The organism is Bordetella ansorpii, from assembly GCF_900078315.1.
Classification (GTDB): Bacteria; Pseudomonadota; Gammaproteobacteria; order Burkholderiales; family Burkholderiaceae_B; genus Bordetella; species Bordetella ansorpii.
In genome coordinates, this window is the sequence record NZ_FKBS01000013.1 from 185,097 (window position 1) to 204,380 (window position 19,284).

The following is a 19,284-nucleotide window of genomic DNA, read 5'->3' on the forward strand; positions in this document are numbered from 1 at the left end:
GGACGCCATGGATTTCTCCAAGTTCTTCATCGACCGGCCGATCTTCGCGGTCGTGCTGTCGATCATCCTCTTCGCGGTCGGCCTGATCGCCATTCCCGTGCTGCCCGCGGGCGAATATCCCGAGGTCGTGCCGCCCAGCGTGGTCGTGCGCGCCACGTATCCGGGCGCCAATCCCAAGGAGATCGCCGAGTCCGTCGCCGCGCCGCTCGAAGAGGTCATCAACGGCGTCGAGGGCATCATGTACATGAAGTCCGTGTCCAGCTCGGACGGCACGCTGCAGGTGGCCGTCACCTTCCTGCCCGGCGTCGATCCGGACACGGCGGCGGTGCGTGTGCAGAACCGCGTCAGCCAGTCGCTGTCGCGCCTGCCCGACGAGGTGCGCCAGTTCGGCGTGACCACGCAGAAGCAGTCGCCCACGCCGCTGATGTACCTGACGCTGTACTCGCCGGACAACAGCCGCGATTCGCTGTACATGCGCAACTATCTGCTGCTGCACGTCAAGGACGAGCTGTCGCGCATTCCCGGCGTGGGCGACGTCGGCCTGTATGGCTCCGGCGACTACGCCATGCGGCTGTGGCTCGACCCCAACCGCCTGGCCTCGCGCGGCCTGGCGGCCAGCGACGTGCTGGCCGCCGTGCGCGAGCAGAACGTGCAGGTGTCCGCGGGCCAACTGGGCGCCGAGCCCAGCCCCAAGGCGGGCGACTTCCTGACCCCCATCAACGTGCGCGGCCGCCTGAAGAGCACCGAGGAGTTCGGCAACATCGTGCTGCGCGCGGGGGCGGACGGGCAGGTGGTGAAGCTCGCCGACGTGGCGCGCATCGAACTGGGGGCGGGCGACTACACCCTGCGAGCCTACCGCGACGACAGGAACTCGGCTTCCGTGGGCGTGTTCCTGTCGCCCGGCGCCAATTCCCTGGCCGTGGCCGAGGTCGTCTACGCCAAGCTGGATGAGCTGTCGCAACGCTTTCCCTCGGGCCTGAAGTACGAGGCCACCTGGGATCCCACGGTCTTCGTGCGCGATTCCATCGCGGCCGTGCAGCACACGCTGATCGAGGCGGTGGTGCTTGTCGTATTCGTGGTGATCCTGTTCCTGCAGACCTGGCGCGCGTCCATCATTCCGCTGGTGGCCGTGCCGGTGTCGGTGGTGGGCACGTTCGCGTTCCTGCTGCTGCTGGGATATTCCATCAATACGCTGACGCTGTTCGGGCTGGTGCTGGCCATCGGCATCGTGGTGGACGACGCCATCGTGGTGGTCGAGAACGTCGAGCGCAACATCGAGCGCGGCCTCGCCCCGCGCGATGCCGCGCACCAGGCCATGAAGGAAGTCTCCGGCCCCATCATCGCCATCATGCTGGTGCTGTGCGCGGTGTTCGTGCCCATGGCCTTCATGAGCGGCGTCACCGGCCAGTTCTACAAGCAGTTCGCCGTCACCATCGCCATCTCCACGGTGATCTCCACCATCAACTCGCTGACGCTGTCGCCCGCGCTGGCCGCCAAGCTGCTGCGGCCGCACGGCGCGCCGCGCGATGGCCTGTCGCGCGCCATCGACGCGATGCTGGGCTGGCTGTTCCGTCCGTTCAACCGGTTCTTCCAGCGCAGTTCGGATGGCTATCACGGCGTGGTGGGCCGTTCGCTGAAACGCCGCGGCCTGGTGTTCGCCGTGTATGCGGTGCTGCTGGCGGGCACGGCGTATCTGTTCAACACCGTGCCGTCCGGCTTCATTCCCACGCAGGACAAACTGTACCTGTTCGCGGGCGCCAAACTGCCCGAAGGCGCGTCGCTGGCGCGCACCACCGAGGTGATGCAGCAGATGACCCGGATGGCCCTGGACACCGAGGGCGTGCAGACGGTCGCGGGCTTCGCCGGGCTGAATGCCTTGCAGCAGACCAACACGCCCAACATCACCAACAGCTACGTCATCCTCAAGCCGTTCGGCGAGCGCACCCGCAGCGCGGCCGAGATCAACGCCGAGCTCAGCGCCAAGTTCTCCACCATCAAGGGCGGCTTCGCCTACGCGCTGATGCCGCCGCCCATCCAGGGCCTGGGCAACGGCTCGGGCTATTCGCTGTACCTGGAAGACCGGGGCGGACTGGGCTACGGCGCCTTGCAGAAGGCCACCGAGGCCTTCATGGCGGCGGTGGCGCAGACGCCGGGCATGGGGTATCCGGTCAGTTCCTACCAGGCCAACATTCCCCAGCTGGAAGTGAACGTGGACCGCATCAAGGCCAAGGCGCAGGGCGTGTCGCTGACCGACCTGTTCCAGACGCTGCAGGTGTACCTGGGGTCGAGCTACGTCAACGACTTCAACCTGTTCGGACGCGTCTACCGCGTGATGGCGCAGGCGGACGCGGACCATCGCCAGGCCGTGGCCGACATCGGCAACCTGCGTGTGCGCAACGCCGCGGGCGAGATGGTGCCGGTAGGCTCCATGGTCACCGTGACGCCCACCTTCGGGCCGGACCCGGTGATGCGCTACAACGGCTATCCCGCCGCCGACCTGATCGGCGAGTCCGACCCGCGCGTGCTGTCCTCGGGCCAGACCCTGGCCAAGCTGGAAGCGATCGCCAAACAGGTGCTGCCGCCCGGCATCGTGCTGGAGTGGAGCGATCTGAGCTATCAGCAGGTCACGCAGAGCAATGCCGCCCTCGTGGTGTTCCCGCTGGCGCTGATGCTGGTGTTCCTGGTGCTGGCCGCGCTGTACGAAAGCTGGACCCTGCCGCTGGCCGTGATCCTGATCGTGCCGGTCTGCATGTGCGCCGCGCTGTTCGGCGTGTGGCTGGCCGGCGGCGACAACAACGTGTTCGTGCAGGTGGGGCTGGTGGTGCTGATGGGCCTGGCGTGCAAGAACGCCATCCTGATCGTGGAGTTCGCGCGCGAACTGGAGATCCAGGGCAAGGGCACCGTCGAGGCCGCCTTGCAGGCTTGCCGCCTGCGGCTGCGGCCCATCGTCATGACCTCGGTGGCGTTCATCGCGGGTTCGGTGCCCCTGCTGATCGGCAGCGGGGCGGGCGCCGAGGTGCGCGCCGCCACCGGCGTCACCGTGTTCGGCGGCATGCTGGGGGTGACGCTGTTCGGCCTGTTCCTCACGCCGGTCTTCTACGTCGCCATCCGCAAGCTGGCGGGCACCCGGCTGCAAGGGCATCACGATGCGCATCCCGCGCTGGAAGGAGAACATCAATGAACGCGCGCCTTGTCCGCTATCCGCTTGCGCTGGCCGCCGCGCTGGTCCTGTCCGCCTGCGCGGTGGGCCCCGATTACGAACGCCCCGTCTCGCCGTTGCCCGATCGATATGCTCGGGGGGATGCGCAACGCTTGCCGGGCACGGCGGCACAGGATGGGGCCGATGCCGCCTTCTGGCAGGGTTTCGGCGATCCGGTGCTCGGCCAGTTGGTCGGGCAGGCCTATGCCGCCAACCATGACCTGCGTATCGCCATCGCGCGTTACGACTCGGCCAATGCGCTGCTGTCGAACGCGAAGCTGGACCGCTATCCCACCGTCACCGCCAGCGGCCAGATCGGCCACCAGTTGATGAGCCGCGACGAGGCCTTCGGCGCGCCGCGCGACCAGCGCAGTTCGCCCACGTCCAGCCTCGCGGCCAATGCGTCGTGGGAACTGGACCTGTTCGGCCGCGTGCGCCGCGGCGTCGAGGCCCAGCGTGCCGAGACCGCCGCCAGCGCGGCGGACGTGCGCGCGGTGCGGGTAGCCATCGCGGGCGACGTGGCGCAGAGCTACATGCAATTGCGCGGCGCGCAACGGCGGCTGCAACTGGCGCGCGACAACGCGCGGACGCAGCAGGAGACCTTGTCGCTGGTGCAGGCGCGCGTGGACGCCGGGCGCGGTTCCGACCTGGATGCCGTCCGCGCCCGCGCGCAGTACGAGTCCACGGCCTCGCGCATCGCCGCGTACGAAGCCGTCATCGGTGTCAACCAGCATCGCCTGGCGGTGTTGACGGGGCAATCGCCCGAGGCGCTGATCGCGCGCCTGGACGAGCCTATGGCGCTGCCGGCGCTGGCGCCCGCCATCGATCCCGGCACGCCGGGCGACCTGCTGCGCCGCCGTCCGGACGTCGCCGCGGCAGAGGCCCGCCTGCACGCCGCCACCGCGCGCATCGGCGTGGCCACGGCGGGCCTGTTTCCGCGCTTTTCGCTGATGGGGCTGATCGGCAGCAGCACGGGCAGCTACGACTTCTTCCGGGACGGCAGCGACCGCAACCTGATCGCGCTGGGGATCGACTGGTCCTTCCTGGACGTGGGCCGGGTGCGCGCCCGCATCGCCGCCAGCGACGCCGATGCCGCGGGGCTGCTGGCGCAGTATCAACAGACCGTGCTGCGCGCGGCCGAAGATACCGAGAACGCCTTGCTGACCTTGTCGCGCACGCAGGTCGAGGCGGGGCACCTGCGCCGGGCGGCCGACGACAGCACCCGCGCGAGCGATCTGGCGCGCTCGCGGTTCCAGGCGGGCGCCATCGGGTTCTTCGAGGTGCTGGACATCGAGCGCAGCCGCCTGCAGGCACAGGACGCCGCGGCCGAGGCGGATACCCGGCAGGCCACCGCGGCGGTGTCCTTGTACCGGGCGTTGGCGGGAGGATGGCTGCCCGATGCGGGCCGTCAGGCGGTGGCGTCCACGAATGCGTTGGCGGGCGCGGTGCCGGCCGGCGCGCAGGCTGTCGATGTGATGTCCACCGATGCCTCGGCGGTGTCGTCGGCGGCTGCCGGTGCCGCCTCGACGTACTCCCGCTGACGCCACGCCACACGCTTGCTTACGGATCTCGCCAATTCCGGCGGGATTCGTAGCGCCGCTTACGTCTGCTTGCCTCGTGCCGGGGTGGACCCCCTGTCCATCCTCGATCGGCTGACATAAGGTTGAATGCGCCCGCCATCGTGCGGGCGTCGAACCCCGGTCTTGACCGAATCAGCGGCCCACGGAGGCGCATCATGTCCGACACCCAACACGCCGACCAGAAGAAAGAATCCGCCGACGAGCTGACCGAGAGGCTGCCGTCCAAGGCCGCCGCGGTTCACGAGATCATCCGCAAGGAAGGCGAGAAAGAGATGCGGCGCGACTTCTTCGCGCTGTTCTGGTCGGCCATCGCGGGCGGCCTGATCATGAGCACCTCCATGCTGGGCCGCGGCGTGCTGCAGGCCTACGTGCCCGACGTGCCGTGGGCCGTGCTGGTCGAGGCGGCCGGCTACACGCTGGGCTTCATCTTCGTCATCACGGCGGGGCAGCAGCTGTTCACCGAGAACACGGTCACGCCGGTGCTGCCCTTCATGTCGCAGCCCACCTGGGCCAAGCTGATGCAGTTGCTGCGCCTGTGGGGCACGGTGCTGCTGGGCAATTTCATCGGCGGGCTGATCGCGGCCTCGGTCTTCGCCTATCTGCCGATGTTCTCGCCCGAGGTGAACAAAGCGTTCGTCGAGATGGGGCACCATCTGCTGGAAGCGCCCAATGGGCAGACCTTCGCCACCGCCGTACTGGCAGGCTGGCTGATCGCGCTGCTGGTCTGGATGATCCATGCGGTGGAAAGCGGGCGCATCCTGCTGATCTTCCTGATCACCTATCTGATGGGGATCTCGGACGTGTCGCACGTGGTGGTCGGCATGATCGAGGTGACCTACCTGGTGCTGCTGGGCGAGGCCACCATCGGGGATTCGCTGCTGAACTTCGTGTTGCCCACGCTGATCGGCAACATCATCGGCGGCACCTTCATCTTCGCCCTGATCAGCCATGCGCAGGTGCGCGCGGATGCGAACCTCGACGTGCAGAAGAAGGAGGATGAAGAGAGCCGTCTCGAGGCGAAGCTGAAGGCCAAGGAAGAGGGCCGCGACCCGCCGCAGCGCTGAATCCGCCCGCGCCAGCCCGGCACGCTGCGTCCGGGCGGCATCACCCCGTGCCAGCGGGGCGGGCGGGGTGCATGCCGAACGGGCAGCATGCGGTGCCTCACAGGTTAGATGCGGCCGCCCGCTTGCCTCAGCGGCTCGGATCCGCCTTGTCCGCCGCCACCCCATACCGCTGCATCGCCTCCGTCACGACCTGGCGCGGCAGCACGCCGTCATCCGCCAGCGCCTTGAGCGCCGCCACCGCGATGAAATGCCGGTCCACTTCGAAGAAGCTGCGCAGCGACTCCCGCGTGTCCGAGCGGCCAAAGCCATCCGTGCCCAGCGCCACCATGCGGCGGCCCTCTACGAAGGGCCGGATCTGGTCGGCCACGATCTTCATGTAGTCCGTCGCCACGACCAGCGGACCCTCTCGTCCCGCCAGGCATTGCTGTACATAGGGCACGCGCGGCGCCGCTTCCGGATGCAGCAGGTTCCAGCGCTCGGCCGCCATGCCGTCGCGGCGAAGTTCGGTCAGGCTCGTCGCGCTCCAGATGTCGCAGGCGATGGCGTAGTCGTTCGCCAGCAACTGCGCCGCCTGGATCACTTCGTTGAGAATGGCGCCGCTGCCCGCCAGTTGCACGCGCGCGGCGGGTTCGCCTTCAGGCGCCATCGTGCGCAGCGCATACCAGCCACGCAGAATGCCGTCCCGCGCGCCATCGGGCAGCGCCGGGTGGGCATAGTTTTCGTTCAACAGCGTGATGTAGTAGAAGACGTCCTCCTGTTCCACGTACATGCGGCGAATCCCGTCGTGGATGATCACGGCCAGCTCGTAGGCATAGGTCGGGTCGTAGGAGACGCAGCACGGAATCACGGACGACAGCACGTGGCTGTGCCCATCGTCGTGCTGCAGGCCTTCGCCCATCAGCGTCGTGCGGCCCGAGGTCGCGCCCAGCAGGAAACCTCGGGCACGCGCGTCGCCGGCCGCCCAGGCCAGGTCCCCCACCCGCTGGAAGCCGAACATCGAGTAGTAGATGTAGAAAGGCAGGGCCGTGACGCCGTGGTTGCTGTAGGCCGTGGACGCCGCGATCCAGGCCGACATGGCGCCGGATTCGTTCAGGCCTTCCTGCATGATCTGCCCGTCGCGCGTCTCGCGGTAATAGCTCAGCTGGCCGGCATCCTGTGGCGTATACAACTGGCCGACGTGCGAATAGATGCCGACCTGCCGGAACATGCCTTCCATGCCGAAGGTGCGCGATTCGTCGGGCACGATGGGCACCACGTTGCGGCCCAGCGATTCATCCTTCAGCAGGGCGCCCAGCATGCGCACGAACGCCATTGTCGTCGAGTAGGCGCGCGTGCCGGAGTCCTGCAACTGCGCATCGAACAGGGACAGCGCGGGCAACGTCAGCGGCTCGCAGGCGGCATGGCGCGACGGGATGTACCCGCCCAGCGCCGCGCGGCGTCCATGCAGGTAGCGCGCTTCGTCGCTGTCCGCCGCGGGCTTCAGATAGGGGATGTCGTCCAGTTGCTCATCACTGACGGGCAGTTCGAAGCGGTCGCGGAAGGCGCGCACGGCATCGGCGTTCAGTTTCTTCAACTGGTGGTTCACGTTCTGGCCTTCGCCCGCTTCGCCCATGCCGAAGCCCTTGACCGTCTTGGCCAGGATCACCGTTGGCTGCCCCGTATGGCGCACGGCGGCGGCATAGGCGTTGTACACCTTCACGGGATCATGGCCGCCACGCGTCAGCGCCCAGATGTCCGCATCGCTCATGTCGGCCACCAGGTCGAGCAACGGCGGATACTTGCCGAAGAAGTGCTCGCGGACATACGCGCCGTCTTGCGACTTGAACGCCTGGTACTCGCCATCGACGCATTCCATCATGCGCTGCTGCAGCAGGCCGGTGGTGTCGCGCGCCAGCAGGTCGTCCCAGCCGCCGCCCCAGATCACCTTGATGACGTTCCATCCCGCGGCGCGGTACAGGCCCTCGAACTCCTGGATGATCTTGGCGTTGCCGCGCACGGGGCCATCGAGCCGCTGCAGATTGCAATTGACGACCACGATCAGGTTGTCCAGCCGCTCGCGCCCGGCCATGGCCACCGCCGCCAGGGATTCGGGCTGGTCCATCTCGCCGTCGCCCAGGAAGGCCCAGACCTTGCGGCCTTGTTGCGGCGTCAGTTGCCGGTCTTCCAGGTAGCGCATGAAGCGCGCCTGATAGGCCGCGGTAATGGGACCCAGTCCCATCGATACCGTCGGGAACTGCCAGAAGTCCGGCATCAGGCGCGGATGCGGATACGACGACACGCCATCGCGTCCCGCCTCGCGCCGGAAGTTGTCCAACTGCGCCTCGCTGATGCGGCCTTCCACGAAGGCGCGCGCATAGATGCCCGGCGAGGCATGACCCTGCAGATAGACGAGGTCGCCGGCGAAATGATCGGTGCGCCCGCGGAAGAAATGGTTGAACCCCACCTCGTACAGCACGGCCGCGGAGGCGTAGGTGGCGATGTGTCCACCCACGTTCGAGTGCTTGCCGGCGCGCAGCACCATGGCCATCGCGTTCCAGCGCACCATGGCGGCCAGCCGGCGTTCGATCTGGAGATCGGCGGGATAGGCCGATTCGTCGTGGACGCTGATCGTGTTGACGTAAGGCGTGGTGATCGCGCCGCGGAAATCGCCATGCACCTGGGCATCGGCGCTGTGCAGGCGATCCAGCAGGTAGTGCGCGCGGTGGCGTCCATGCACACCGGTCACGGCGCTCAGCGCTTCGATCCATTCCTGTGTCTCCTGGGGATCCACGTCCAGGGGCAGTGCGTCCAGCAGCATTTCGGGGGCATTCATGTCTGTCTCCATGAGGGGGCGGGATCGCAATGCACCTTCGGTCCGACTCACGGACAGCCATGGTCATGCATGAGTTGCATATGCAATCGATAGCGGATTGTGAGCGCTTTGCGGTACGATTGCAAATGCAACTCATCGTCTGAAGCGCAAAGCATGCCCATGAAACCGCCGGATCCGTGGTTTTCGTTCGCGCGGTGCCATCGCGCGTTCGATACGCTGGACGGCCGTCGCCTGTCCGAGGCGGACCGGCCTGCCCAGGCGTGGCTCGGCGGGCCGGGCGCACGCTGCGCAAGACAATGTGGGCGGTCTACGAGGCCGCCGCCGCCGAATCGTTCCTGGCCCCGTTCGCGCCCCAGGACATTGCGCGTTTCTCAACGGCTCCGGACGCCGCCGCGGCCCGGGCCGGGCGGCCAGGGTGGCCGCATTCCCCTTCGCACTCTCTTTTCCGGAACCTTGCATCATGCGTTTGCTGAATATCGTGTCTTCCCCGCGCGGCGACCGATCCGCGTCGATCGCGGTCGCCAATGCCTTCATCGAGGCGTATGCCCAGGCCTGTCCGTCGCTGGTGGTCGATACGCTGAACGTGTGGGAAGAAGACCTGCCCGAGTTCGACCACGCGGGCATCGGCGCGAAGTACAAGGGCGTCGCCAACGCGCCCATGGACGACCATGAGGCTTCTGTCTGGCAGCGCATCCAGTCGCTGGCGGCCCGTTTCCAGTGGGCGGACCGCATCGTCATCGGTGTGCCGATGTGGAATTTCGGTTATCCGTACAAGCTGAAGCAGTTGATCGACCTGGTCTGCCAGCGCAATATGCTGTTCACCTTCGACGGCAAGGCATATGGCCCGATGCTGCATGCTTCGCGCGCGCTGGTCATCCATGTGCGCGGCCAGAGCATCGATGCGGGGGCGAGCGACGATAATCCGGGTTTTGCGCACCAGGCCGATTATCTGGATTTCTGGCTGAAGTTCATCGGGGTGCGGGACGTCACGCGTTTGACGGTGGAGCACACCTGGGACGACCAGGGGCCCGCCGCCATCGAACGGGCCAAGGCGCAGGCGTTCGGCGTGGCGGCATATTTCTGACCCCTGGCGGCCGCCATCGGCATGGCCAAAAAAAATCCCCAGGAGGCGAACCTCTTGGGGATTTTCTGTTATCCGGCGGGCGATGCCGGATAAATATACTGGTGGAGCCGGCGGGAATTGAACCCGCGTCCGCAAGCCCTCTGCAGTCAGTTCTACATGCGTAGTCGGCCTATTTCGTTTTAACCCTGGACTTAGCCAACCGACAGGCCGGACCAGAGCGATTCACGTAATTTAAACCTACGCCGTGTGACCCCAGCGCAAGCCGATTCCTTGTGAATAACACTGCTGCGGTTCAGGAAGAAACTGCTTCGGGGGATATAGGCCCTAGACAGAAATCCTTAGGAAGGTTGCCCTTCCTCCGCCCGACCCAAGGACAGATCGGTGCAGCGGCTCACCGCTTAAGCGGCGAGAGCGAAACGCTCGTCGTTGGCGTTTGATTGTTTCCAGTGGTTTTACGAGCGTACTGGTGCTCGGCATGCCCTGAACTGTTTCGCGACCCACGTCGAATCCGGATCGGCCCCAGGACTGATGATTGTACGCTCTTATGCGGGAAGATGCTGGACTTGAAGCCTTTTGGCGACAGGAGCGCGACCGCCGGGCGCAATTGCCCCGGACGCGCGCGGGCCGAGCTGCCGCGTGAGGGATGCGGCGGACGGCCCCGCTTGTTGCCATGCTTCCCGCCGCGATGCAGGCGGCAAACCCCTCAGCATTGCTGGCCCACCGGCTCGGCGGCCGTCACCGGCGCCGCCTGGGCGCGCCGCGTCATGGCCATCAGGCCCAGCGCCAGCAGCATCCCCACCGCCAGCACGCCGGCGGCCGCTCCGCCCAGGGCGGCCAGGCCGTGGTGGTCGATGACGTAGCCGCCGACCACCGCACCCAGCCCGATTCCGGCATTGGCGCCCGAAATGTTCAGCGAGGCGGCAAAGGCCGGCGCCTGGGGCGCGGCCTTCATCAGCCGCACGTGGCAGACGATGAACAGCGCTGCCTGGGCGACGCCCCACGCCGCCAGCGCCACGGCCAGCAGCACCGGCGCGCGCATCACCAGGGTGACGAAGGCCAGGCCGCCGGCCATGATGGTGCCGAACAGCAGGGTGGCGCCCAGCGGGCTGCGGTCCACCAGCCGGCCGCCCAGCCAGTTGCCGATGATGCCGATGCCGCCGAAGGCCATCATGGTCCAGCCCACCACCTGGCCGTTGAAACCCGCCAGCCGCTCCAGCATGTCGGCCAGGTAGGTGTAGGCCGTGAACATGCCCGTGAACACCAGCAACGACAGCAGCACGTGCCCCACCACCAGCGGATTGCGCAGGATGCGCACCTGCTCGCGCAACCGCACGGTATGGCCGTGGCGCTGGATGCGCGGGAACGTCAGCAGCAGCATGACCGCCTTGGCGAAGGCCACCGCGGCCAGGATGCCGAACGCGGCGCGCCAGCCCAGGGCGTCGGAGATCAGCACGCCGATGGGGATGCCGAACACGGTGGCCGCCACGATGCCGAACGCCACCAGGGAGATGGCGCGGCCGGCGCGCTCCGGCCCCACGATCTCCACGGCGGTGGCGCTGGCCAGCGACCAGAAGACGGGCAGGGCCAGCGCCGGGACCAGGCGCGCGACAGCCATGGTGCCGATGTCGGGCGCCAGGGCCGCCAGGGTGTTGGACAGGCCGAACAGCACCAGCACGCCGACGAACAGGCGCTTGCGCTCGATGTTGGTCATCAATGCCGTCAGCAGCGGGCCGGTGGCCGCGACCGTGAAGGCGAACAGCGACACCAGCAGGCCGGCCTGCGACACCGTGACGTCGAGGTCGCGCGCCATGGGCGGCAAGAGGCCGATGATCAGGAACTCGGTAGTCAGGATGGTGAAACCCGACGCGGACAACAGCAGTATGGGAAGCAAAGGCATGGGCAAACGGGCACGCGGCCTTGTGGGCCGCGCACCGGAGCAGAAATGGAAAAGGGGGAGCGAGCGGTTCGTGCCGGTGGGCGCGGTTACCGCAGGATGTTCGGTACTGTAGGGGAGAATGGGCGGTCGGATAAAGGCCACCCGGCCGGCTTTACTGTTCGGTCTGGTCGGATAATGCGTGGCGCACGTCCGAGGGCAGCAGGGCGCGGATGGCCGGCCACAGCGCTTCGACGCTGTCGGCGCAGGCTTCCGCCTGCCAGACCGTGGCGTCGCCGTCGACGCCGATGTAGCCGTAGGCCGCCGCCACGGCGGGCATGCCCGCGGCGTGCGCGGCCTGCACGTCGCGCAGGTCGTCGCCGACATAGACGCAGCGTTCGGGCGAGAAGCCGGCCTGCGAAGCCGCCAGCAGCAGCGGCGCCGGATGGGGCTTGGGGTGTTCGGCGGTGTCGCCGCACACGGTGGCGGCGCTTTGCTCGGCCAGGCCCAGGTATTCGATGATGGGCACGGCCAGCCGGGTCGCCTTATTGGTGACAATGCCCCAGGACAGGCCGTGCCGTTGCAGGCGCGCCAGCAGTTCGGCGATACCCGGGAACAGCGTGCTGTGCACTGTGGAGCCCGCTGCGTAGTCTTCCAGGAACTGCATGCGCACGGCTTCGTAGCCCGGGTCTTCCGGTTTGAGGCCGAGCGCCGCGCGCAGCAGGCCGCGGGCGCCGTGCGACGCCACCGGACGCAGGGTCTCGTAGGGCAGGGGATCGAGGCCTTGCCGGGTGCGCTGCCGGTTGGCCGCGGCGGCCAGGTCGGGAGCGGTATCGGCCAGCGTGCCGTCGAAGTCGAACAGGACCAATGCCGTCATGGGAGACTCGTCGTTCATTTGCGCGTGGCCATCAGGTAATTCACCGACGTATCGGCCGACAGCGAATAGATCTTGGTGATCGGGTTGTATTCCATGCCGCGCATGCCCACCGTTTCCAGCCCGGCCTGGCGCACCGACGAGGCGAGCTCGCTGGGCTTGATGAAGCTTTCGTAGCTGTGGGTGCCGCGCGGCAGCAGGCGCAGCACGTATTCGGCGCCGATGATGGCGAACAGGAACGACTTGGGGTTGCGGTTCAGCGTGGAGAAGAACACCCAGCCGCCCGGCTTGGCCAGCGCGGCGCAGGCCTGCACGATGGACGCCGGGTTGGGGACATGTTCCAGCATTTCCATGCAGGTGACCACGTCGTACTGGCCGGGCTGTTCGGCGGCCAGGTCTTCGACCGGCACCTTGCGGTATTCCACCGGCACGCCCGATTCCAGGCCATGAAGACGCGCCACCTTCAGCGACTTGTCGGCCAGGTCGATGCCCGTGACCTGGGCGCCGGCGCGCGCCATGCTTTCGGACAGGATGCCGCCGCCGCAACCCACGTCCAGCACGCGCTTGCCCGCCAAGCTGCCGGCCAGCTCCTGGATCCATTCCAGGCGCAGCGGGTTGATGGCGTGCAGCGGCTTGAATTCGCTTTCCGGATCCCACCAGCGCGAGGCCAGGGCGCTGAACTTGTCCAGTTCGGCCTGGTCGGCGTTGACGGGGCGGGCAGAGGTATCTGGGGTCATGGAGCGGCCGTTGGCGAAGGCAGGAGAGGTCCGTGCCGAGTGCCGGGCCCCGGGACCTGAAAGCCAGGCGGCGGTTGCCCGGCAGCGGCCCGGCGGCAAAAAAAAGGGCCACGCTGTGCGTGGCCCTTTATTGTACCGGCTGTGACGCCGGTCGAAATGCTTAGCGGCGGGTACCGACGATTTCGATTTCCACGCGGCGGTTCTTCGCGCGGCCTTCGCGGGTCGAGTTCGAAGCAACGGGTTGCTTCTCGCCCTTGCCTTCCGTGTAGATACGGTTGGCGTCGATGCCCTTGCTGACCAGGTACGACTTGACCGAAGCGGCACGACGCTCGGACAGCTTCTGGTTGTAGGCGTCCGAACCGATCGAGTCGGTGTGGCCAACGGCGATCAGGGTTTCCAGGTTGATGGTGTTCACCTGGGAAGCCACTTGGTCCAGCAGCTGGCGGCCTTCCGGCTTCAGCGTCGACTTGTCGAAGTCGAAGAACGTGTCGGCGTTGAAGACGACCTTCGAGGCGGTCGGCTGGGGAGCCGGAGCGCGCGGCGTAGCGGCCTGGGCGACAGGCACGCCGTCACAACCGGGGATGCCGGTGGCCGGGGTCCAGAAGGCATCGCGCCAGCACAGTTCGTTGGTGCCGTTCTTCCACACCGTGCCGAAAGCATTGCGCCAGTTGTCGACGGTTTGGGCGGAAGCCGCACCAGAGGCCGTGACGGCGGCGAAGGCAAGAGCCAGAGCGAATTTGGAGGGTTTGTTCATGTTTCTCCTCGTTGAGCTTGAAGCTGGATAGATGACTCGCAGCGACCCCCGCCGCATATCAGGAAAACGGGGCCAGTATAACAATGCCTGGACAGTGTTCAAGCACTGCTGCTGGGTCTCCTGCGTGCTGGAAACAATCTTAAGGCATTTGCCCGCCTTTGGCTGCCTTGGTCCAGTCCATTCCCCTGCGATAGCGGCTTTTCTATGCTCCGCAGGATATTCATGTTGGTTTTTGGCAACAAGGTTGTAATGTCAAAATGTTGCGGTCGGCAGGGGCCTTGCGACGGGGCGCCAAAGCCGGGTCCGGCGGGGGGTGACCGCTGGATGATAAAATTTCCCGTTTGCCCGGGCCCGGGTTCGTCCGGCCGGGGCCCATCCCCTTACACGATTCTGTCGCCACCAATATGGATTCCTTTGCCAAGGAGACGCTTCCGGTATCGCTGGAAGAAGAGATGCGCCGCAGCTACCTCGATTACGCGATGAGCGTGATCGTCGGTCGCGCGCTGCCCGATGTGCGCGATGGCTTGAAGCCCGTGCACCGGCGCGTGCTGTACGCCATGCACGAACTGAACAACGACTGGAATCGCGCCTACAAGAAGTCGGCGCGTATCGTCGGTGACGTGATCGGTAAGTACCACCCGCACGGCGACCAGTCCGTCTACGACACCACCGTCCGCATGGCGCAGGATTTCTCCATGCGCTACATGTTGGTCGACGGCCAGGGCAACTTCGGTTCCATCGACGGCGACAACGCCGCGGCGATGCGTTACACCGAAATCCGCCTGGCCAAGATCGCCCACGAATTGTTGGCCGACATCGACCAGGAAACCGTCGATTTCGGCCCCAACTACGACGGCAGCGAGCAAGAGCCGCTGCTGCTGCCCTCGCGCCTGCCCAACCTGCTGGTCAACGGCAGCTCGGGCATCGCCGTGGGCATGGCCACCAACATTCCGCCGCACAACCTGACCGAAGTGGTCGACGGCTGCCTGTACTGCCTGCGCAATCCGGAGTGCACCATCGATGAGCTCATGGAGCTCATCCCCGCGCCCGACTTCCCCACTGGCGGCATCATCTACGGCATGAGCGGCGTGCGCGAAGGCTACCGCACCGGACGCGGCCGTGTCGTGATGCGCGCGAAGGTCCACTTCGAGGACATGGAGAAGGGCAATCGCCAGGCCATCGTGGTCGACGCCATTCCCTACCAGGTCAACAAGAAGACCCTGCAGGAGCGCATCGCCGAACTGGTCAACGAAAAGAAGATCGAGGGCATCTCCGACATCCGCGACGAGTCGGACAAGGACGGCATGCGCCTGGTCATCGAGTTGAAGCGCGGTGAAGTGCCCGAGGTCGTGCTCAACAACCTCTACAAGAACACGCAGCTGCAGGACACGTTCGGCATGAACCTGGTGGCGCTGGTCGACGGCCAGCCCCGCCTGCTGAACCTGAAGCAGCTCATCAGCTACTTCCTGCAGCATCGCCGCGAAGTGGTCACGCGCCGCACGGTGTTCCAGTTGCGCAAGGCGCGCGAGCGCGGCCACGTGTTGGAAGGCCTGGCCGTGGCGCTGGCCAACATCGACGATTTCATCGCCATCATCAAGGCCGCGCCGACCCCACCGGTGGCGCGCCAGGAACTGATGGCGCGCACCTGGGATTCCTCGCTGGTGCGCGAGATGCTGGCGCGCGCCGACGACGGCAATACGCCGGGCGGCCGCGCGGCCTATCGTCCGGACGACCTGGCTGCCGAGTTCGGCCTGCAGAACGACGGCCTGTACCGTCTGTCCGATACCCAGGCGCAGGAAATCCTGAACATGCGCCTGCAGCGCCTGACCGGCCTGGAGCAGGACAAGATCGTCGGCGAGTACCGCGAAGTGATGGACAACATCGCCGATCTGCTGGACATCCTGTCGCGTCCCGAGCGCATCACCACGATCATCGGCGACGAACTGCAGGCCATCAAGGCCGAGTTCGCCACCAGCGCGAAGGACGTGCGCCGCGCCGAGATCGAAGTCAATGCCTACGACATCGACACCGAGGACCTGATCACCCCGATGGACATGGTGGTCACCATGTCGCACAGCGGCTACATCAAGAGCCAGCCGCTTTCCGAGTACCGCTCGCAGAAGCGCGGCGGACGCGGCAAGCAGGCCACGGCGATGAAGGAAAACGACTGGATCGACCAGTTGTTCATCGCCAACACGCACGACTACCTGCTGTGCTTCTCCAACCGCGGCCGCGTCTACTGGCTGAAGGTCTGGGAAGTGCCGCAGGGCACGCGCGGCTCGCGCGGCCGCCCCATCGTCAACATGTTCCCGCTGGCCGAAGGCGAGAAGATCACGGTGGTGCTGCCCGTCAAGGAATTCAGCGAAGACCACTACGTCTTCATGGCGACGTCGCGAGGCACGGTCAAGAAGACCCCGCTGTCCGATTTCTCCAACCCCCGCAAGGCCGGCATCATCGCGGTCGATCTCGATGACGGCGACTTCCTGATCGGCGCCGACCTGACCGACGGCAAGCACGACGTCATGCTGTTCTCCGATGCCGGCAAGGCCGTGCGTTTCGACGAGAACGACGTGCGCCCGATGGGCCGCAACGCCCGCGGCGTGCGCGGCATGCAGCTCGAGGAAACGCAAACCGTCATCTCGCTGCTGGTGGCGGAAGACGAAACGCAAAGCGTGCTGACCGCCACCGAGAACGGCTACGGCAAGCGCACCTCCATCGTCGAATACACCCGCCACGGCCGCGGCACCAAGGGCATGATCGCCATCCAGACCTCGTCGCGCAACGGCCGCGTCGTGGGCGCCGTGCTGGTGCGCCCGTCCGACGAGATCATGCTGATCACCACGGGCGGCGTGCTGGTGCGCACCCGCGTGTCCGAAATCCGCGAAATGGGCCGCGCCACGCAAGGCGTCACCCTGATCAGCGTGGATGACGGCAGCAGCCTGTCGGGCGTGCGCCGCGTGGTCGAAAGCGACGCCGACGAAATCGAAGGCGAAGGCGACGAAGGCATCGACGACGACAACGGCGCGCAATCGCAGGGCGACGCCGGGGACACCTCTTCCACCGGATCTACGGAGTAACGCAGCATGACGCGTCCCTGGAATTTTTCGGCGGGCCCGTCGGCCCTGCCCGAGTCGGTGCTGCGGCAAGCCGCGGCGGAAATGCTCGACTGGCGCGGCAGCGGCATGTCGGTCATGGAAATGAGCCATCGCGGCAAGCACTTCGTGCAGATCTGCGACGAGGCCGAGAACGACCTGCGCGACCTGCTGGGCCTGCCCGCCGACTACGCCATCATGTTCATGCAGGGCGGCGGCCTGGGCGAGAACGCCATCGTCCCGATGAACCTGATGGGCCGCCGCGCGTCCCCGTCGGCCGATTTCGTGCTCACCGGCCACTGGTCGGTGCGTTCGCATAAAGAAGCCGGCCGCTACGGCGACGCGCAGGTCGCGGCCACCAGCGGCGCGGCCACCGAGATCGACGGCGCGCAGCAGGGCGCCTTCACCTGGTCGCCGTCCGCCGAGACCTGGAACGTCCGCAAGGATGCCGCCTACCTGCACCTGTGCAGCAACGAGACCATCGGCGGCGTCGAGACCGTCGACTGGCCCGACATGGCCGCGCTGGGCGCGCCCGACGTGCCGCTGGTGGTCGATGCCTCGTCGCATTTCCTGTCGCGCAAGCTCGACATCGAGCGTGCCGGCCTGCTGTTCGCGGGCGCGCAGAAGAACGTCGGCCCGGCCGGCGCCACCGTCGTCATCGCGCGGCGCGACCTGCTGGGCCACGCACTGCCGATCTGCCCCTCCGCATTCGACTACGCCAACGTGGCCGCCGAGCACTCGCGCTACAACACGCCGCCGGCCTATGCCATCTATGTGGCGGGCCTGGTGTTCAAGTGGATCAAGGCGCAGGGCGGCGTCGATGGCATCGAGGCCGCCAACGCGGCCAAGGCCGAGCTGCTGTACGGCTATCTGGACAGCTCCTCGTTCTACCGCAATCCGGTGCATGCGCCGGTGCGCTCGCGCATGAACGTGCCGTTCGTGCTGCGCGACGACTCGCTGAACGACGCCTTCCTGAAGGGCGCCGATGCCGCGGGTCTCACGCAGTTGAAGGGCCACAAGAGCGTGGGCGGCATGCGCGCCTCCATCTACAACGCCATGCCGCTGGCGGGCGTGCAGGCCCTGGTCGAATACTTGAAGGAATTCGAGCGCACCCATGGATGACGCCTCGCTAGCCGCCGCGCTGCGCCCGCTGCGCGAGCGTATCGATTCCATCGATGCGCAGATCCTGGCCCTGCTGTGCGAACGGGCCCGCACGGCCCAGGCCGTGGGCGATGCCAAGCATGCCGTGCAGGCCGACGGCGCGGCGCTGCGTCCCGAGCGCGAAGCCGCCGTCATCCGCGCGTTGCAGCAGAACAATCCCGGGCCGTTCCCCAACGCCGGGGTGGCCGCGGTCTGGACCGAGATCATGTCCGCCTGCCGCGGCCTGGAGCGCGGCATGACCGTCGCCTACCTGGGCCCGCAGGGCTCGTTCTCCGAGCAGGCGGCGCTGGACCATTTCGGCCATTCCGTGCAGCGCCTGCCGTGCGCCTCGTTCGACGAGGTCTTCCGCGCCGTCGAGGCCGGGCAGGCCGACGTGGGCATGGTGCCGGTCGAGAACTCCACCGAAGGCGCGGTCAACCGCAGCCTGGACCTGCTGCTGGGGTCGCCCCTGCAGATCCTGGGCGAGCGCTCGCTGGTCATCCGCCACTGCCTGATGACGCAAAGCGGCGGCATGGACGGCATCAAGGCCATCTCGGCGCATCCGCAGGCACTGGCGCAGTGCCAGAACTGGCTGACGCGCAACTATCCCGAACTGGAGCGCGTGGCCGCGGCCAGCAACTCCGAGGCTGCTCGCGTGGCCGCGCAGGATCCCACCGTCGCCGCCATCGCCGGTGAAGTGGCCGCGCCGGCCTGGGGCCTGACGGTCGTCGCCTCGGGCATCCAGGACGACGCGCAGAACCGCACGCGCTTCCTGGCCATCGGCACGCTCAAGCCTGGCCCCAGCGGCCGCGACAAGACCAGCCTGATCCTGGCCGTGCCCAACCGCGCGGGCGCCGTGTACGAGATGCTGTCGCCCCTGGCCGCCAGCGGCGTGTCCATGACGCGCTTCGAGTCGCGGCCGGCCCGCACCGGGCAATGGGAGTACTACTTCTACATCGACCTGCTGGGCCACCGCGATGATGCGAACGTGGCGCAGGCCCTGGCGGCGCTGCAGGCGCAGGTTGCATTCTTCAAGCTGCTGGGATCCTACCCGGCCCAATAGGTTACGCACCGT

At 67.0% G+C, this 19,284-nt stretch carries 12 protein-coding genes and 1 other RNA gene; 7 read left to right on the forward strand and 6 right to left on the reverse strand.

Features of this window, described 5'->3' with window-relative positions:
* The first annotated feature begins 7 nt into the window (after positions 1–7).
* The 3 genes from A7W11_RS07040 to A7W11_RS07050 all read left to right on the forward strand — a co-directional run bounded on the left by A7W11_RS07040 (position 8) and on the right by A7W11_RS07050 (position 5,843).
* The gene (locus A7W11_RS07040; protein ID WP_066410299.1) at positions 8–3,181 is read left to right on the forward strand and encodes an efflux RND transporter permease subunit; all 3,174 of its coding nucleotides are present in this window, start codon (positions 8–10) and stop codon (positions 3,179–3,181) included.
* Positions 3,178–4,740 (forward strand): efflux transporter outer membrane subunit, encoded by a 1,563-nt coding sequence (locus A7W11_RS07045; protein ID WP_082887134.1) that lies wholly within the window; start codon positions 3,178–3,180, stop codon positions 4,738–4,740. Before A7W11_RS07040 ends, A7W11_RS07045 begins: the two co-directional genes overlap by 4 nt.
* A 194-nt stretch (positions 4,741–4,934) precedes the next feature.
* Positions 4,935–5,843, forward strand: coding sequence for a formate/nitrite transporter family protein (locus tag A7W11_RS07050; RefSeq protein ID WP_066410300.1), 909 nt, complete (start codon positions 4,935–4,937; stop codon positions 5,841–5,843).
* A gap of 127 nt (positions 5,844–5,970) precedes the next feature.
* Here the strand turns inward: A7W11_RS07050 and aceE are convergent, their stop codons facing one another.
* A complete protein-coding gene (aceE, locus tag A7W11_RS07055; RefSeq protein ID WP_066410301.1) occupies positions 5,971–8,655 on the reverse strand; it encodes a pyruvate dehydrogenase (acetyl-transferring), homodimeric type in 2,685 nt (894 codons plus the stop codon).
* Positions 8,656–9,115: 460 nt separating this feature from the next.
* Here aceE and A7W11_RS07060 point away from each other — a divergent pair, with 460 nt between their 5' ends.
* Positions 9,116–9,739, forward strand: coding sequence for an FMN-dependent NADH-azoreductase (locus A7W11_RS07060; protein ID WP_066410302.1), 624 nt, complete (start codon positions 9,116–9,118; stop codon positions 9,737–9,739).
* A gap of 99 nt (positions 9,740–9,838) precedes the next feature.
* Here the strand turns inward: A7W11_RS07060 and ssrA are convergent.
* The 5 genes from ssrA to ompA form a co-directional block, all read right to left on the reverse strand.
* Positions 9,839–10,260: a transfer-messenger RNA gene (gene ssrA / locus A7W11_RS07065) on the reverse strand.
* A gap of 182 nt (positions 10,261–10,442) precedes the next feature.
* Positions 10,443–11,636, reverse strand: a complete 1,194-nt coding sequence (locus A7W11_RS07070) for an MFS transporter (RefSeq protein WP_066410303.1) — start codon at positions 11,634–11,636, stop codon at positions 10,443–10,445.
* 151 nt (positions 11,637–11,787) lie between these two features.
* Positions 11,788–12,489 (reverse strand): phosphoglycolate phosphatase, encoded by a 702-nt coding sequence (gene gph, locus A7W11_RS07075; protein WP_066410304.1) that lies wholly within the window; start codon positions 12,487–12,489, stop codon positions 11,788–11,790.
* 14 nt (positions 12,490–12,503) lie between these two features.
* Positions 12,504–13,223, reverse strand: coding sequence for a bifunctional 2-polyprenyl-6-hydroxyphenol methylase/3-demethylubiquinol 3-O-methyltransferase UbiG (gene ubiG, locus A7W11_RS07080; RefSeq protein ID WP_066410305.1), 720 nt, complete (start codon positions 13,221–13,223; stop codon positions 12,504–12,506).
* A 160-nt stretch (positions 13,224–13,383) separates the two neighbouring features.
* Positions 13,384–13,977, reverse strand: coding sequence for an outer membrane protein OmpA (gene ompA, locus A7W11_RS07085; protein WP_066410306.1), 594 nt, complete (start codon positions 13,975–13,977; stop codon positions 13,384–13,386).
* Between the two features lie 404 nt (positions 13,978–14,381).
* Between ompA and gyrA the strand changes: the two genes are divergently transcribed.
* The 3 genes from gyrA to pheA are packed head-to-tail and all read left to right on the forward strand — an operon-like array spanning position 14,382 to position 19,272.
* A complete protein-coding gene (gene gyrA / locus A7W11_RS07090; protein WP_066410307.1) occupies positions 14,382–17,054 on the forward strand; it encodes a DNA gyrase subunit A in 2,673 nt (890 codons plus the stop codon).
* 6 nt (positions 17,055–17,060) lie between these two features.
* A complete protein-coding gene (gene serC, locus A7W11_RS07095) occupies positions 17,061–18,191 on the forward strand; it encodes a 3-phosphoserine/phosphohydroxythreonine transaminase (protein ID WP_066410308.1) in 1,131 nt (376 codons plus the stop codon).
* Complete coding sequence (gene pheA / locus A7W11_RS07100; protein WP_066410309.1) at positions 18,184–19,272, forward strand: prephenate dehydratase; 1,089 nt, start codon at positions 18,184–18,186, stop codon at positions 19,270–19,272. Before serC ends, pheA begins: the two co-directional genes overlap by 8 nt.
* Positions 19,273–19,284: the final 12 nt, after the last annotated feature.